Consider the following 15,275-nt stretch of genomic DNA (forward strand, 5'->3'; position numbering starts at 1 on the left):
TCTGCGGTATGCAATATCGGGCCAGTCTAGCAGTGCTTGGGATCAGGAAGCATGCCCACATGATCACACTGCTGTCTTCGTTCCGTCACATTCCATTGCTACCGTTCCGGCGAAACATATTGCAACAACTAACCCGCATGGACTCCCAGCAATGAGCGACGAGCACAAAGACCGCCCTTCCCAAGACATTGAAGCCAAACCGCCAGTCGACAGCAGCCGGCGGCGCTTCCTGGGAGGCGCGGCCGTGCTGGGCGTGGGTGCGACCCTGAGTGCCTGCGGCAATACCAGCGAGGCACCGGGCAAGCCGGTGGATCGCCCGCTGACGCAGCAAGAGCTGGACAAGGCCCTGCACGAACAGGTTAAAACCGTGGTGGTGATCTACGCCGAAAACCGCAGTTTCAACAACCTGTTTGCGGATTTCCCCGGGGTCGAGAAACCATTGTCGGCCCTCGCCCCTGCGGACTATCAGCAGCGCGACCGCGACGGCAGCCTGCTGAGCACCCTGCCCCCGACATGGGGCGGCGTGTTGCAAGTTGGCCCGCAGACCGTGGATGGCGTCACGTACCCCAGCGAAGTGCAATACCAGGAAAACCTGCCCAACGCTCCGTTCGCCCTCAAAGGCCCGAATGGCGAAGACCAGCCCCTGAGCCTGGTCACCCGGGATTTGTGGCACGTGTTCTATCAGAACCAGATGCAGATCAATGGCGGTAAAAACGATGCGTTCGTCGCCTGGGGCGACTCCGGCGGCCTGCTGATGGGCCATTACGCCCAGAGCCGTTACGCCCTGCGCTTGTGGGACGTGGCGAAGGAGTTTGTGCTCTGCGATAACTTCTTCCAGGGCGCGTTTGGCGGCTCGTTCCTCAACCACCAATACCTGATCAGCGCCACCCCGCCGGTGTACCCAAACGCTGCGCAATCGGTGGCCAAGGCACAGATCGCCACGCTGCAAAGCGACGACCCGACCGACCCGCGCCTCAAGCCTCTGGACAAGTCCCCGGCCAGCGCCATGACCGGCCCGCCGCAATTCGGCCCCAGCGCACTGACCCCGGACGGTTTCGGCGTGAACACCCTGGCCCCGCCTTACTGGCCTACCTGGATTCGCGACCCCGAGCGCCCGGATTACTCCAAGCCCGACTTGCCTAACGTGCTGGTGCCACAAACCCACGAGCACATCGGCGACAAACTGTCGAAAAAGAACGTCGACTGGGCCTGGTACGCCGGTGCGTGGCAAGCAACGCTGGATCAGTTCAAGGACTCGGGCGGCATTCCGAAGATTCCGAACTTCCAGTACCACCACCAGCCCTTCAACTACTTCAAGCAGCAAGGCCCGGAAAACCCGGCTGAGCGCAATAAACGCCTGCGCGATGGCGGCCTGGGGGATGACGCCAGCACCAACAAGTTCTTCGCCGATGCCCAGGCCGGCAAGCTGCCTGCGGTGACCTTCTACAAACCCCAGGGCAACCTGAATATGCACGCCGGTTACGCCGACGTCGCTTCGGGCGACCGGCATATCACCCGCGCCTTGAAGGTGCTGCAGGAAAGCCCGCAGTGGAAGAACATGGTGGTGATCGTCACCGTCGATGAAAACGGCGGCTGGTGGGACCACGTTGCACCGCCAAAAGGCGATCGCTGGGGCCCGGGCACGCGGATTCCGGCACTGGTGGTCTCGCCGTTCGCGCGCAAGGGCACGGTGGACCATACCGTCTACGACACCGCGTCGATCCTGCGTCTGATCACCCGGGTGTTCCAGCTGGAAACCCTCGACGGGCTCAAGCAGCGTGACGACGCCATGACCGCGCGCGGCCAGAAACCCATGGGTGACCTGACCAACGCCCTGCACTTCAAGGTGTAGACGCACTTGCTCAAAAGCGACAAGCGCGTAGTTTTTCTACGCGCTTTTCCCGGTCAACCGCTACTGTGTGAGGGTGGGCATTCACCCCGCGCAGACGGGCTTTCGCTGACAGGGAACCATCCATGTTCAAACTCACCAGGTTGTCCTTCACCCTGGCCGCACTGACCTTGAGTGCGGTCGTACAGGCTGACATCACCGTACCGCTGGGTACCCCGCAACGGGTCACCCAGTTGTTCGCGTACCCGAACAATTGCAGCGTCATCTGTTTTCGTCCCTGGACGCTGGAACAGACCGTCGAGCACTACCTGAACCAGAGCCTGCAACGCGACGGTTACAGCCGGGGCAAAGTCAGCGTCAAAACCGAGCATGACCAGGTGCTGGCCACGTTCAGCGGTGTGCCAGACGGTTATGGCCAGCCGTTGACCACCTTGCTCGATACCGCCGACCTGGCTTACCAGGGCGCCAGCAAACTCAATGGTGATGGCAAATGGCAGTTCAACTGGTACCTGTTCCTGCCGCTGGGCATGGCCCTGGAAAACCGCAAGAGCATCGAGCTGCTGCACTTCCCGCCGGATTATTCCCTGACCCACTTCCAGGACTACCTGGAGTCGGCCACCACCGACCGCTGGGCGACCTTGCTCACGGCCAACGGCATCCCGGCGACCCAGACGCCGGAATACCAGACCATCATCGACATCGCCCCGATCGCCGCCCCTGCCACGGCGGGCAAGGACCTGGAAGGTGTGTACGGTTACTTCACCGACTACCAGACGCGGATGGTCAAGGAGCTGAGCCAGCACGCGGGCGGCGCGTTGCCGATGGTGGCCTTCGGCGCGCCGGTGCGCAGCTGGATCAAGCAGCAATACGGGCAAACCGTTGCCGTACTGGGCCTGGCGCAAATCAGCCCGGCCGTCGGGAGCCAGGTCGCCGTACTGGGTGCCAATCACCCAAGCTACATCTGGTATGCCGCCAACCCCGACACCTATGACGGTGACGAGCAAAAGGCCGACGAGGCCGGTTTGAAGGTGATGGGCCAGGACTTGAGCGCCGCCTGCTGGCAGGCCTCGATGGGCCAGAAGCCCGCCAGCGATCCGAATGTGCAGCTCAAAGGCTGCATGAACACCTGGCAGGTAACGCGCAAGGAGCAGACCTGCGAACTGTTCTACACCTCTATCCGCGAGCTGACGCCCGATCAAGCGAACGCCAAGTGTGCCCAGCCGGCGATCAAGACCCAGCTGAGGCAATTGAAAAGCGCAGTGCCAGAACCGGCGATTGAAGCACCGGCGCTCTGAAGCAGGCTGCCAGAAGGGCGTTTTCCTACATAAAAGATAGCCAATTTCTACTGTCAGATTTGACAGTAGAAATTGGCTCCCACTTAAGCGAGTCTTGAGCCGCGCCCATCCGCTGCAAGACTGGCAGTCAAGACACCACCGGCAGGTCGATGCAGCCCCTCCTGGAGAGTCATGAAAACTCAAGCCATGGACAAGGCTAAAACCGCTGTGAGCAAGTGTCTTTACCCGTTCGCGACCGCCCTCGCCGAACACGGCTACCCCCGCGCTCGCGACTATGAAGTGGTGCGTACCCGAGACGGTTCAGGCGACGGAATCAAGACCCGCGTCGCCTTTGACAGCCGCCTGTGTATCGCCAGGGTGTCCGGCTACGCATTGAATGAGCGGCGCCTGCATACGGTGCAGATGTCCTCGCGTATCCACTTGTACGACCCGTGGTTCAGCGGCTTGCTTTCGCACTCGTGCAACCCGAACGCGTTTCTCGACATGACATACCTGGAACTGTGGTCCGTTCAGCCCATTCCCGCTGGCGCCCTGCTGACCATGGACTACGCCCACACCGAGGACGTATTGTTCCGACAGTTTCGCTGCCAGTGCGGCGAGCTCAACTGTCGGGGCTGGATCACCGGCATGAAGGAGCCGTTGAATCCCGAGGGTCAGCAATTCATGGAGCAGTGGCGCGAACGCAAAAGCCCTTAGACCGCACCCAGCGGGCGCAGGCGGTATTGCGGCGGCAGTTGCTCGAAGCCACTAATGGTGGTGTTCAGGCTTTTCCAGCGGCCGTCCTTGATCCCGTAAATGCAGCCATGAACCGACAGGCTCTGCCCGCGGTGCCAAGCGTTCTGCACGATGCTGGTGTGGCCGACGTTGGCCACCTGCTGGATCACGTTCAGTTCGCACAGGCGGTCTACGCGTTCCTCTTCCGTGGGCAACTGGGCCAGTACGTCGCGGTTTTCGTAGTACAGGTCACGGATGGTGCGCAGCCAGCCGTCGATCAGGCCCAACTGGTTGTCCTGCATCGAGGCGCGTACGCCACCGCAGCCATAGTGGCCGGTCACCAGGATGTGTTTGACCTTGAGCACGTCGACTGCGTACTGGATCACCGACAGGCAATTGAGGTCGGTGTGCAATACCACGTTGGCCACGTTGCGGTGCACAAACAGGTCGCCAGGCAGCATGCCGACGATCTCGTTGGCCGGCACGCGGGCGTCGGAACAGCCGATCCACAGGTATTCCGGGGTTTGCTGGCGGGCGAGCTTGGCGAAGAATTCGGGATCTTCCTGTTTGATCGCATCCGCCCAGCGTTCGTTGTTATCAAGCAAGTCTTGTAGTTCGTTCATCAGGGAAAGCCTCAGGAATGATGCGCAGTTTTGACACTCGACCGCCCGTCCGGGTCACGCCAACAATAAAGATAGCCGGCGGCAATTTCTTGAATCTTGGGGAGCCATGCCTGTCCACACACTATAAGCCCCACAGTATGAGGAATCGCCATGACTGAATCACGACGTCCCTACGGCGCTACACAGCCGGAACCGATTGATGACAACGAAGATCGCATGGGCGAAATGCGCGAGCTGGATTTTGACAAGGAGGAGCCGACTGCGGAAATCGGCGACGAAATTCCGCCTCGGGAGCGTGAGCACCTGATGCCCGACGAACGGGTGCGCGAAGCCGGGATGACCGGTGCTTCCACTGACGATCATGACTCAACCGATGATGACATGAGCCCGGAAACGCTGATCCATGAGGATGGCGCGCGGGATGCGCAGGAAGCAGGTGAAGACCATCCGGCGGATTACGATTTGAGTATCGTCGATGAAGACGAGATCGGCGGCGGCAATGGCCTGGATGAGGCCGAGTTGGCCGATATCGATCCAGTAGACGGCAACCGCTGACACCCTGCCGAACTGAATGTGGGAGCGGGCTTGCTCGCGAAGGCGGTGTGTCAGTCATTACATCTGGCGACTGGACCATCGCCTTCGCGAGCAAGCCCGCTCCCACCAAGCCCGCTCCCACATTGGGCCCTGTGTTTAGTCGACCAGGGTGCAGGCCATCACCACCGCATCTTCGCGGCCACCGACGGCGGGGTAATAATCCCGCCGACGGCCAATTTCGTTGAAACCATAACGCTCGTACAGCCGGAACGCGCCGGTGTTGCTGTCGCGCACTTCCAGGAAACATTCCCGCGCCTTGGCCTCGTAGGCCCGGGACATCAGGTGCTCCAGCAAGCTCAAGCCCAGGCCACGGCCCTGGTTTTCCGGCTTGACGGTGATGTTCAGCAAATGCGCTTCATCGAGGATGATCTGCACCACCCCGTGGCCCACCTGCTGCTCACCTTCGAACATCAGCCAGATCTGGTACTTGCCCAGCCCGTCGAGAAAAATCCCGCGGGTCCAGGGGTGGCTGAACGCTGCGTATTCGATCTTCAGTACAGCGTCGAGGTCCGCCTCGGTCATCGGGCGGAAGGATAAAGCTTCACTCATCGGTACTTTTCCAGCGCGCCATCAGCCGGCGCATGGCTTGCCAGACATCAGCCTTACGCTGTGGCTCTTCCATTAATAGTTCCAGGCCCGGCAGGGCCCAGACGGAGCCCAGGCCTTCGACCTGCAGTTCGCGGTACCAGGCCTCGGCATTCGCTTCGCCGGCAAAACGCACGGCGGGCAGGCCGATCAGCCACAGGCACACGCAGGGTTCGTCTTCCAGGCGCGCCGAGACAAAACCTTGCACAAAATCCCGTGCAGCTTCCGGGCCCTGGTCCATGGTGCCCCGGGCCAGCAGCGGCCAGCGCACCGGCTCGCCAACGATTTGCGGACTGTCGGGCAGGCCGGCGGCGCGCAACATGTCCTTGAGCAGCAGATAGGCCGGGTCGCGGGCCTGGAAGCGCTCGCCTGTGGGTAACTCCACCAGCAGCAGGCATCGCCCGGCCCGCAGCAGTTGCAGGGCAAAGCGTGGCGGCGGTACGACCGGAGCCTTGACCACGGCAGGCGCCTCTTCGGCGACGACCGGCTTGGCCACCGGCGACGGGCGCGGCACTTCGACCTTTGGCCGGACCACCGGGGTTTCTGCCACGGGCTTGACCAGCGGCACCGGCGCAGCCGCCTCCTCACCCGAAGGCTCGAAAGCCTCGAACGGTTCCGGGGCCTCCAACAGCTCGGGCCGCGAAGGGGCGGCGAACGGTAATTCAGTGCGCGGCAGCCAGTTGACCACCTGCATGGCGGTCAAGTAAGCGCGACGTCGGGACTCGATAAGCAAAGGTCGGCCACTTGTGGATAACTAAAGAACAGGGATTCTACCGCCCTTCGACGAAGATCGCCCGCAGTTGATCGTTCCGGTGAGCGCCTCACGACCGGCTGTGGATAAATCCCACCCCCGATGCAGTACAATCGCTGCTTTTAATCGCTAACCAGCCGGCCATTCCGATGATCGAACCCAAGCGCGTCTTGCGCGCCCTCGCCGAACACTGGGCCCTGCTTGAGCCACTGTGCGAACACTTCGACCAAGGCACCCTGAGCCTCAGCGAACTGCGCGCCCAGCTGGCCGCCCAACAACTGGACAGCACGCCACAGGACATCACCAGCCTGCTGGACGTGTGGATTCGCCTGGATATCCTGGTGCCTGTCGCCAAGAGCCCGAACCGTTTCGAGCTCAACGCACAGATCCACGACTTCCTGGCGTATCTTCGCAAGGAGCACCGGCTAGGCCTGTGCCTGGAAATCGAAGCCTACCTGCGCCACCTTGAGCGCCTGGCGGGTTATATCCAGGACGCCTTCGACATCCGCGACGGCCATGACCTGGCGCGCCAATTGCGCCTGCTGGACATGCGCGTGCGCGACGTGCTGAAAAAACTCGCCAACGACGAACAGGCCCTCGCTGCCGTGGCCGATCGCGCCAAGACCAGCGACCGGCAGATCCCGTTGCGCCAGCGCTACGCCGAAGTATTGGCGACCTGGGACGAATACGTCGAGCCGATGATTCAACTGGTGAACGCCGACGGCGCCTTCGAACAAGGCGTGCGCAAGGTGGAAAACGTACTGTTGCGCATGCTCACCGAGCAGCAGCGCCTCGGCCACCTGGTGGACGACGACATGCTGCTGCGCACCCACGCGCGCATTCTCGAAATGCAGACCAGCGCCCAACTGACCTTGCGTCACGCCCGGGAACTGCTGCTGCCGTTGCGGGAAGAAGCACGCCGGCACAACGCCGTGACCCGGGGCGCGGCGCTGGCCTTGTCGGCGATTCGCCGCAAGGGCCTGGACGCGGTGCCGCAAGCGGCGATGCCGATGTTCACCCGGCCGCAAAGCACCTTTCTCGGCAGTGCCAGCCAGGTCGAAGCCTACGTGTACGCCCTGGCCAACTTCGAACCGAAGCCGGCGCGTTTCCCCAAGGCGCATAAATCCCACAAGGGCGAAGCCCCTCGCGCACCGCGCACGGTCAAGGAAATGCTCGAGCGCTGTGAAGACGCGCTGCCGATGCCGGACCTGATGACCTGGCTGCTGGAGCAGGAACCGGACGGCGCAACCGACGAGTTGCTGTACTGGTTCTCACGCCTGTCGCGGGAAAAACGCTTCAAGCGCGAACGTCTGGAACGACGGGATTACCACACTCACGAGCACCAGGTCAGCCTGCGCTCATTCGCCCTGCTTCCAGCCAGTATTGATACGGCCGGGAATTCTGCGAGCACCCCTCATGCATCTTGATCTATCCGAACTGTCCCAGCTGGCGCCGATCTTTCGCGAGCTGTTCAAGGGTTACCACGTCAGCCGCCGGGACCCGGAGCTGTACGCCCAACTGTCGAACTTCCAGGACCAGTACCGCACGTTGTTCAAGGCCCTGGGCTTTGAGTTGGTGTGCGACACGCGGGGTTTCTACTACTTCGTGCCGGACTCGGCCGTGGCCGCCGCGCAGGTCAACAAGACCGCCCAGCGCCTGGCGTTGTTCACCTTCATCATCGTCGAGCACCTGGCCGACCAGGGCCGCGACCCGATCGCCGTGCTCGACGGTGGCAGCCTGGGCCGTGACGAACTGCCGTCGTTGTTGGAAAAGTACCGCGACCTGTTTATCCAGGCCGAAGTGCAGACCGTCGAGGAACTGGAAGAAAAAATCATGCGCCGCATGACCCAGCTGGGTTTTGCCGGTGAAGAGAACGGCATCTACCGCTTCCTGCCGCCGATGCACCGCTTCCTCGATGTGTGCCTCTCGGTCCAGCAAGACCGCGACCTGGCCGCGAGCATCCACAGCGTATTGCCGTTGCCGGCCCCGGTGATCATCGACGAAGACAGCGATGAAAAACTGCTGAAGACCGATGACCCGCTGGACTTGAGTGACTTTGCAGAAGAAAGCGAAGAAGACGCCCTGGCCCGCGCCATTGCCGAAGAACAGGAGACCGACGCATGAGCAAGGAACGCTACGGCATTCGCCGCTTCGCCCTTTTGAACACCGCCGGTTACAGCCTGGGTTTGTTCCCGCTGGAAGAACCGCTGTCGGTGTACGGCGCGAACAACCTCGGCAAATCGGCGTCGATCAACGCCTTGCAGTTCCCGATTCTGGCGCGCATGTCGGACATGAGTTTCGGCAAGTACACCCTGGAGCAATCCCGGCGTTTCTACTTTGCCACCGACACCAGCTACATCCTCGTGGAAGTCTCGCTTCCCCATGGCCCGCACGTGATCGGCGTGGTCGGTCGCGGCCCGGGCGGTGGTTTCGGTCACCAGTTCTTTGCCTACGCCGGCAAGCTGGACCTGGCGCACTACCAGAAGAACGACACCTGCCTGCGCCAGAAAGAGCTGTTCACCAACCTTGAGCGCGAAGGCCTGAAAGCCTATGAGCTCAAGCCCGATGAGCTGCGGCGTTTGCTGGTGGGCGGCCATACGTCGATCCCGCTGGACCTGACCCTGATTCCGCTGCGCTCCACCAGCGAGCAGAGCCTGAAGACCTTCCGCGCGCTGTTTATCAATTTGCTGCACATGCGGGAAATCACCGCGGCCAAGTTGAAGCAGCTGTTTCTGGATGCGTTCGAACACAGCCTGCGTTCCGGCAGTGTCGATTACATCGCGGCGTGCGAAGAAGCCTTCCGCGATGTACGACGCATGGAGCAGGACTACAACTCGCTGGTGGCTGCCGGCCCTCTGGTAGAAGCCTTGGCCAACGGCGTGAAGCAGCGGGACATTCTGCGGGGCAAGCTGCATCGCCTGTCACCGCTGCTGGATTCGTTGCTGGGCACCTGGTCGGACTACGCCAGTGCGCGCAAGGAAGAACTGACGATCCAGGCCGAGCATTACCGCAACGAGCAGGATTCGCTGCAGAACGACCAGCGCGGCGGCACTCAGGAGCTGATGCGCCTGGAGCGGGAAATCAGCGGGATTCAGCGCTGGCTGGGTGAGCTGTCAGTGCTCAAGCACCGCTTCGCGCTGGTGGATGACGTCAAGGTGCTGGAGCAGCAACTGCTGGCCGCCAAGGATGCTCACGATGAACTGGCCGGGGCCTTGGCGCAGTCGCGTCAGTTCAGCGCCGAGGATCTGGACGAACGTCTGCGGGACCTGGAAAAACGCCTGAAGTCGGTGAAGCAGCAACTCGATCACGCCGACAACAACAGCTACGCCAAGCTGCGGGAAGAATTCTCGCAGCAGGATGTCGAGCGTCTGATGCGCCTGTTCAACAGTTCGCTGTTCAGCTTGCCGCTGGGTGAGCATGGCATCACGCTGGACGAGGACGGCCTGTGGGTGAAATCCCTGGAGCAGATCCTTGATGGCTTCAAGGGCGAGCGTTTTGAAGTGCCGGGGCTGGCCATCGACATCTCGCACATCGAGCCACCGGCGTTGCAGGCACTGGCTGACCGCGCCGCGTTGCGCGACCAGAAAGAGCGTCTGGAAAAAGAACTCAAGCAACTGAAAACCCAGCAAGCCGTGGCGGCCGACCGCGCGGCGAGCAAGACCCAGACTGAAGCGCTGTACCAACAGGTACTGGACGCGCAGAAGGCGCTGGAAGATTTCCGCCGTGCACAAACCCTGAGCGCCGAGGAAGGCGAAAAGCTGGAAAGCCTGGCGCAGATGGAAGCGGCCCAGGACGAATTGAAACGCTCCAGCGATGCGTTTACCGAGCGCGTCCAGCAACTGTCGGCCAAGCTGCAATTGGTAGGAAGGCAGATTGGTGATATGGAAGCCAAGCAGCGCACCCTGGATGACGCGTTGCGTCGTCGTCAGTTGCTGCCGGCAGACTTGCCGTTTGGTACGCCGTTCATGGACCCGGTCGACGACTCCATGGACAACCTGCTGCCGCTGCTCAATGACTACCAGGACAGCTGGCAAGGCCTGCTGCGCGCTGATGGCCAGATCGACGCGCTGTACGCACAGGTGCGCCTCAAGGGCGTGGCCAAGTTCGACAGTGAAGACGATATGGAGCGCCGCCTGCATCTGTTGATCAACGCTTATGCGCACCGTACCGATGAAGCGCTGACCCTGGGCAAGGCCCGGCGGGCGGCGGTCACGGATATCGCACGCACCTTGCGCAATATCCGCAGCGACTACGACAGCCTTGAGCACCAGTTGGCGTTGTTCAACCGTGAGATCAACAAGCGCCAGGTGTCCAACCTGCAGAGCTTCCGCATCGTGCTCGCGCCGAACAAGGAAGCCCTCAAGCATATCGACCAGATCATCCACAGTGCCGGTCAGTATGAAGAAGGCGAAACCCTGTCGGTGTTCGATCTGAGCCAGAGCGCCGAACAGGACAACAAGAACGAAGAGGCCAAGGAATACCTGGCGCGCCTGGTAGCGGCCAATCATAACCAGTTGGGCCTCAAGGACTTGTTCGAACTGGCGTTCGAGATCACCAAGGTCAACGGCCAGCCGATCATTCACACCGACATCGATGGCGCCGCCTCCAACGGCACCACCATGACCATCAAGGCGCTGACCAACATGTATTTGTTGCTGCACTTGATGGACCGCGACCAGGCCGGGCGCGTGCGCTTGCCGTACTACCTCGACGAGGCGGCGGATATCGATGAGAAGAACCAGGCGGCGTTGCTGGAAACCAGCTTGCAGCTGGGCTTCGTGCCGATTCTGGCCAGTGTGAAGCCGCAGGTTTCCGCCCAGGTGGCGATCGACCTGGAAGGCGGCAGCGGGCCGAACGGGATCTACATTGATGAGGCGGACTGGAAGTACATCCGTCGTCACGATGTGGTGAAGGCAACGGTGAATGTGCAGGCGGATGAGCCGGAGCTGGATGAGGTTTAATCAGTTGCGCTGAAATGCAAAAAGGCCGCGATCTTCTGGATCGCGGCCTTTTTTTGGTGTTCTTGAGGGCCTCTTCGCGAGCAAGCCCGCTCCCACATTCAATCGGGTTCCTTCAATGGGAACTGGGTCAAATGTGGGAGCGGGCTTGCTCGCGAAGGCCGCGCCTCGATCTATTTGCCGAGCGGGATTTTAGGCGCCCAGGTCAGCCATTCATCTTCAAACTTGTCGAACAGCGGGAAGGTCTGCTGGGGCCGTGCAGCGTTGCCCATACGCTCGCCGTCCGGCGTGGCAAAGGCGATGCCGCCGGCGACCAGGGTCTCCAGGGACTCCGTGCGAACAGTCGCGCCCTTGAACAAGCCGAAGTCGAGCCCGAAGCCGCTGGTGTTCCAGAACCGGCTGCCACTGCGCACCAGAGGCGCGTACTTGGGCTCGATCAGGATGTGAACCAGCACACGGTCGGCGGTCTGGCCCAGCTCGTAGCCGGTAACTTTGCCTACGGTGACTTCGCGGTAAGTGACCGGAACGCCTTCCTTCAACGAGCCACGGCGTGCGGCGCTGAGTACCAGGCTCAGGCCCTCCTCCTGATGAACGGCTTCTGGCGGCTTGTCCAGCGCGACGAAACTCTTCTGTGGGCCGATGCTTTTGGTCGCTGGCTGTACTTCGATGTACTGGCCGGTCACCAGGGTTTCCAGGTTCGACGTTTTCATCAGGCCCAGTTCAGGCTTGACCACCCAGAACTGACTGCCGGCCCGTGCGATGCGGTCGGCCACCTGGGTGATACGCGCGCTGAGCAGCACCGATTGCATGTCGGCGCTCAGGTCGACACTTTCGATCTTGCCTACGTCCAGGCCCTTGAAGCGCACTGGGGTACCCGGGCGCAGGCCATCGGCGCGGTCGACCTTGATGGTCACCAATGTACCGTGCTGGTTGGCGGCTTCGCGATCCGGGAACAGACGGAAACGTGGGATGCGCTTTTTCAGCGGCACATTCGGCTCCGGGGTTTCGAAGGCGATACCGCCCGCCATCAGGCTGGCCAGGGATTCGCTTTTCACCTGGATGCCGCCGGTAAGCCCACCGGTCAGGGTCACGCCGCTGGCATTCCAGAAACGGGTCGAGCCATTGACCAGGCCTTCGTATTCTTTCTCGATATGGACGCCGATCACCAGTTGCTTGTTCTTGCGGGAGAACTGGTAGCTCTGCACGGAACCGACCTTGACCTGCTTGTAGAGGATCGGGCTGCCGACATCCAGGGAACCGAGGTTGTCGGTGAAGAGCACCATGTGCAGGCCGGGGGAACGCAGGTCCAGTGGCGGCGCCTTGGCGCGGGCGACGTACTCCCGTTGTGGCGCGGTGCCCTTGTCGCCGGGACGGATGGCGATGTAGTTACCTTTGACCAACGCTTCCAGCCCGGTTATGCCCGCCAGGGAGATAGACGGCTTGACTACCCAGAATTGGGTGTCCTGAACGAGGTAGTCTTCGGCCAGTGGGTCGAGGGTCAGTTCGGCATTGGCACTGGAAAGATCCGGGTCGATCTTCAGGGTCTTCAAGCTACCGACCTGGATGCCTTTGTACATCACCGGGGTGCGGCCCGCCTGGAGGCCTTCGAAGTCGGTGAGTTTGACTTTGACCTTGATGCCCGCCGCGGCTGCATCGAAGTCTTCGTACAGGCGGAACGGCAGGCTCGGGTCCGTCGGTGGGCTGTCCTTGCGGTTCTCCGGCGTGGCGAAGGCGATACCGCCGGCAACGATGCTGGCCAGGGATTCACTGCGGACTTTTACGCCGGAAAGGTTGGCGTCGATGCTGATGCCGCTGGCGTTCCAGAAACGCGTGTGTTTACGCACCAGGCTGGCGTAGGTCGGCTCGATGTAAACCTTGATTTCAACGGTGGTCTGGTCTTCGGAGAGCAGGTAGCTTTTGACCTGGCCGACCTGGATCTGCTTGTAGAACACCGGGCTGCCACGGTTCAGCGAGCCGAGTCGATCAGCTTTGATCGTCAGGTGCAGGCCGGGCTTGGCGTCGGATAAAGGCGGTTCTTCGGACAGGGCCTTGAACTTGCGCGTCGGCTCACCATCGCCTGGGCTGGCGGCGATGTAGTTACCCGAGACCAGGGTTTCCAGGCCGGTGATCCCGGCCAGGCTGACACTTGGCTTTACCAGCCAGAAGCGGGTGTTGGTCTTGAGGTATTGCTCCACATCCTTGTTCATCTCGATGGTAGCAATCACCCCGCGATTGTTACCTTCGTCATCCAGGGCCAGGGTTTTGACCTTACCCACGGACATGCCTTTGTAGACCACTTCGGTCTTGTTGGCCTGGATGCCTTCGCCGCTTTCAAAGCGTACCTGAATCTCGATACCTTGCTGGTTGTACGCACGCCATCCCAACCAGCCACCGATGATCAGGGCAATCAGGGGCAGCACCCAAATGGCCGACCAGTTGGAAGCTGGGCGGGTTTTAGCCTTAGGCAAATCACTCATGGTCGTCGTCCGACTCCGTGTTATCCCAAATCAGTCGGGGATCAAAAGTTACTGCGGCAAGCATCGTCAAGATCACCACACTGGCGAACGCTACGGCACCGAGATTGGCCTCGACACTGGCAAGTCGCCCAAAGTTTACGACCGCCACCAGGATGGCAATCACGAAGATATCCAGCATGGACCAACGGCCAATGAACTCGATAAAGCGGTACATGATAATGCGTTGTTGCGCGGAAAGTGGCTGGTGACGCTGCACCGAGAACAGTAACAAGCCGATGCCCACCAGCTTGAAGGTGGGCACCAGAATGCTGGCGATGAACACTACAGCGGCGATCGGGAACATGCCGTGCTGCATCAACTGGATCACGCCGGACATGATGGTGCTCGGATCGCCTTGGCCCAGGGAGCTTACGGTCATGATCGGCAACAAATTGGCCGGGATGTACAAGATGGCTGCCGTGATCAGCAGCGCCCAGGTGCGTGTCAGGCTGTTCGGCCGGCGAGCATGGACCAGCGCACCGCAACGGGTGCAGGTTTGCTCGTCGGTGTCCGGGTCTTGTTTGTTTAGTTCGTGGCATTCGGTACAGATCAGAATGCCCGCATCAATCGCCCGCATGAGCATCCTCTCCTGACAGCGCTTCCCAGATCTGGTGAGGTGACATGACCACCTCCAGCAGTATCTGGACCATTAACAGACTTACGAAGCAGGCCAGGCCCAGCCCAACGGTGATGGTGGCCATGTCGGCCAGCTTTACGATCGCCACCAGCACGCCCATCAGGTAGACCTCGAGCATCCCCCAGTCTTTCAGATGATGGTAGATGCGATAAAACAGCAGACCGTAGCTACGGCCGATGTTCCAGCGGATGCTCAGCAATACCGCCAGTTGGCACAGGAGCTTGAGCAATGGAATGCCCATGCTGCAGAGGAACACCACCACGGCGACGCCCTGCATGCCGGTGTCGAACAGGCCGACCACGCCGGTCCATACGGTGTCCTGCGAGGACTGCCCGAGTAGATTGAGCTGCATGATGGGTAAAAAGTTCGCGGGGACGTACAACAATAGCGCCGCAAGCACTAACGCCAGGCTTCGTTCAACAACGTTGTGGCGGTGAGCGTACAGCTCGTAGCCGCAGCGCGGGCATTGGGCCTTTTCACCGCGGGCAAGCTCCGGCTTGCGCATCAACAAGTCGCACTCATGGCATGCCACGAGTTCGTCCAGCGGTAAGTCTGACGCCTCAAGGGCATCAACCGGGTCGGGCATATAGGGCTCGGACTCTAAAAAAGATTAGGTGCCTATTCTAGTGTTCTGGTTCAGAAATAACTGTGCAAATTTGTCGGGGTGCCGCTGTATATCGAGCATGTCGGTAAAGTTTCCGACCGCGCAAAACAAAACCCCTGATTGCGTTAGCAATCAGGGGTTTCGGAATT

At 61.1% G+C, this 15,275-nt stretch carries 13 protein-coding genes; 7 read left to right on the plus strand and 6 right to left on the minus strand.

The annotated features are described in order from the left end of the window. Positions 1–151: 151 nt before the first annotated feature. The 3 genes from acpA (at position 152) to HX839_RS27800 (ending at position 3,840) form a co-directional block, all read left to right on the plus strand. Positions 152–1,852 (plus strand): acid phosphatase, encoded by a 1,701-nt coding sequence (gene acpA, locus HX839_RS27790; RefSeq protein WP_177068020.1) that lies wholly within the window; start codon positions 152–154, stop codon positions 1,850–1,852. A gap of 122 nt (positions 1,853–1,974) precedes the next feature. Continuing rightward, entirely contained in the window at positions 1,975–3,144 is a 1,170-nt protein-coding gene (locus HX839_RS27795; protein WP_177047080.1) for a hypothetical protein, read from the plus strand. 171 nt (positions 3,145–3,315) lie between these two features. Beyond that, the gene (locus HX839_RS27800) at positions 3,316–3,840 is read left to right on the plus strand and encodes a hypothetical protein (RefSeq protein WP_003214386.1); all 525 of its coding nucleotides are present in this window, start codon (positions 3,316–3,318) and stop codon (positions 3,838–3,840) included. Here HX839_RS27800 and can read toward each other — a convergent pair. Next, positions 3,837–4,481 (minus strand): carbonate dehydratase, encoded by a 645-nt coding sequence (can, locus tag HX839_RS27805; protein ID WP_003214385.1) that lies wholly within the window; start codon positions 4,479–4,481, stop codon positions 3,837–3,839. The genes HX839_RS27800 and can overlap by 4 nt on opposite strands. Positions 4,482–4,631: 150 nt before the next feature. On the opposite strand from can, the gene HX839_RS27810 reads away from it, so the two are divergent. Beyond that, complete coding sequence (locus HX839_RS27810; protein ID WP_003214383.1) at positions 4,632–5,036, plus strand: hypothetical protein; 405 nt, start codon at positions 4,632–4,634, stop codon at positions 5,034–5,036. A gap of 135 nt (positions 5,037–5,171) precedes the next feature. On the opposite strand, the gene rimI is transcribed toward HX839_RS27810, so the two are convergent. Beyond that, positions 5,172–5,624, minus strand: coding sequence for a ribosomal protein S18-alanine N-acetyltransferase (rimI, locus tag HX839_RS27815; protein WP_003214382.1), 453 nt, complete (start codon positions 5,622–5,624; stop codon positions 5,172–5,174). Beyond that, a complete protein-coding gene (locus HX839_RS27820; RefSeq protein ID WP_003214379.1) occupies positions 5,617–6,354 on the minus strand; it encodes a hypothetical protein in 738 nt (245 codons plus the stop codon). Before HX839_RS27820 ends, rimI begins: the two co-directional genes overlap by 8 nt. 206 nt (positions 6,355–6,560) lie before the next feature. Here HX839_RS27820 and mksB point away from each other — a divergent pair, with 206 nt between their 5' ends. The 3 genes from mksB to mksF are packed head-to-tail and all read left to right on the plus strand — an operon-like array spanning position 6,561 to position 11,372. Next, positions 6,561–7,838, plus strand: coding sequence for an Mks condensin complex protein MksB (gene mksB / locus HX839_RS27825; protein WP_003214377.1), 1,278 nt, complete (start codon positions 6,561–6,563; stop codon positions 7,836–7,838). Next, complete coding sequence (gene mksE / locus HX839_RS27830) at positions 7,828–8,535, plus strand: Mks condensin complex protein MksE (RefSeq protein ID WP_003214375.1); 708 nt, start codon at positions 7,828–7,830, stop codon at positions 8,533–8,535. Before mksB ends, mksE begins: the two co-directional genes overlap by 11 nt. After that, positions 8,532–11,372 carry an Mks condensin complex protein MksF gene (gene mksF / locus HX839_RS27835; RefSeq protein WP_008437530.1) on the plus strand — a complete coding sequence of 947 codons (2,841 nt, stop codon included), beginning with the start codon at positions 8,532–8,534 and terminating at the stop codon, positions 11,370–11,372. The genes mksE and mksF overlap by 4 nt, the downstream gene beginning before the upstream one ends. A gap of 170 nt (positions 11,373–11,542) precedes the next feature. Here mksF and HX839_RS27840 read toward each other — a convergent pair whose 3' ends face one another. Genes HX839_RS27840 through HX839_RS27850 form a run of 3 tightly spaced genes read right to left on the minus strand, consistent with a single transcriptional unit; the run spans position 11,543 to position 15,108 of the window. Further along, positions 11,543–13,846, minus strand: coding sequence for a PqiB family protein (locus HX839_RS27840; protein ID WP_003214369.1), 2,304 nt, complete (start codon positions 13,844–13,846; stop codon positions 11,543–11,545). Then, positions 13,839–14,462: a paraquat-inducible protein A gene (locus HX839_RS27845; RefSeq protein ID WP_003214366.1), complete on the minus strand. Its 624-nt coding sequence runs from the start codon at positions 14,460–14,462 to the stop codon at positions 13,839–13,841. Before HX839_RS27845 ends, HX839_RS27840 begins: the two co-directional genes overlap by 8 nt. Further along, a complete protein-coding gene (locus HX839_RS27850) occupies positions 14,449–15,108 on the minus strand; it encodes a paraquat-inducible protein A (RefSeq protein WP_003214364.1) in 660 nt (219 codons plus the stop codon). The genes HX839_RS27845 and HX839_RS27850 overlap by 14 nt, the downstream gene beginning before the upstream one ends. Between the last annotated feature and the right edge of the window lie 167 nt (positions 15,109–15,275).

The sequence above is a fragment of the Pseudomonas sp. I8001 genome, from assembly GCF_013385345.1.
Taxonomy (GTDB): domain Bacteria; phylum Pseudomonadota; class Gammaproteobacteria; order Pseudomonadales; family Pseudomonadaceae; genus Aquipseudomonas.

Excerpts from the sequence above, each read along its gene's own strand:
- mksE (WP_003214375.1), top strand. The coding sequence starts at position 7,828 with ATGCATCTTGATCTATCCGAACTGTCCCAGCTGGCGCCGATCTTTCGC.
- HX839_RS27800 (WP_003214386.1), top strand. The coding sequence starts at position 3,316 with ATGAAAACTCAAGCCATGGACAAGGCTAAAACCGCTGTGAGCAAGTGT.
- mksF (WP_008437530.1), top strand. The coding sequence starts at position 8,532 with ATGAGCAAGGAACGCTACGGCATTCGCCGCTTCGCCCTTTTGAACACC.
- HX839_RS27845 (WP_003214366.1), bottom strand. The coding sequence starts at position 14,462 with ATGCGGGCGATTGATGCGGGCATTCTGATCTGTACCGAATGCCACGAA.
- rimI (WP_003214382.1), bottom strand. The coding sequence starts at position 5,624 with ATGAGTGAAGCTTTATCCTTCCGCCCGATGACCGAGGCGGACCTCGAC.
- can (WP_003214385.1), bottom strand. The coding sequence starts at position 4,481 with ATGAACGAACTACAAGACTTGCTTGATAACAACGAACGCTGGGCGGAT.
- HX839_RS27820 (WP_003214379.1), bottom strand. The coding sequence starts at position 6,354 with ATGCAGGTGGTCAACTGGCTGCCGCGCACTGAATTACCGTTCGCCGCC.
- HX839_RS27840 (WP_003214369.1), bottom strand. The coding sequence starts at position 13,846 with ATGAGTGATTTGCCTAAGGCTAAAACCCGCCCAGCTTCCAACTGGTCG.
- HX839_RS27850 (WP_003214364.1), bottom strand. The coding sequence starts at position 15,108 with ATGCCCGACCCGGTTGATGCCCTTGAGGCGTCAGACTTACCGCTGGAC.
- HX839_RS27810 (WP_003214383.1), top strand. The coding sequence starts at position 4,632 with ATGACTGAATCACGACGTCCCTACGGCGCTACACAGCCGGAACCGATT.
- mksB (WP_003214377.1), top strand. The coding sequence starts at position 6,561 with ATGATCGAACCCAAGCGCGTCTTGCGCGCCCTCGCCGAACACTGGGCC.
- HX839_RS27795 (WP_177047080.1), top strand. The coding sequence starts at position 1,975 with ATGTTCAAACTCACCAGGTTGTCCTTCACCCTGGCCGCACTGACCTTG.
- acpA (WP_177068020.1), top strand. The coding sequence starts at position 152 with ATGAGCGACGAGCACAAAGACCGCCCTTCCCAAGACATTGAAGCCAAA.